The following is a 390-nucleotide window of genomic DNA, read 5'->3' on the forward strand; positions in this document are numbered from 1 at the left end:
GAAGACGGGGCCACCCACCAGGTGCTGGAAGACATCGCCATGATGAAAGCACTGCCAAACATGACGGTCATCAATCCGTGCGATTTTAATCAGACCAAAGCTGCCACCATCGCCATTGCAGACTACAACGGCCCGGTCTACCTCCGTTTCGGGCGGCCGGTCATTCCGAACTTCACCCCTGCCGATCAGGTGTTTGAAATCGGGAAAGCCGTCCTGCTGAATGAAGNTATGGCAGGCTATTGAAGCGGGTCACATCCTGGCAGAAAAAGGCATCAGTGCCGAAGTCATTAATATCCACACCATTAAACCGCTTGATCAGACAGCCATTCTGACGTCGGTCCGGAAAACGCGCTGTGTCGTTACTGCCGAAGAACACCAGATGAATGGTGG

Annotated in this window: 1 pseudogene; it reads left to right on the top strand. The window is 53.5% G+C overall.

The annotated features are described in order from the left end of the window. Positions 1-390, top strand: a pseudogene (locus BLX24_RS31335) (transketolase family protein); the annotation flags it as partial.

The sequence above is a fragment of the Arsenicibacter rosenii genome, from assembly GCF_001870735.1.
Taxonomy (GTDB): domain Bacteria; phylum Bacteroidota; class Bacteroidia; order Cytophagales; family Spirosomataceae; genus Arsenicibacter; species Arsenicibacter rosenii.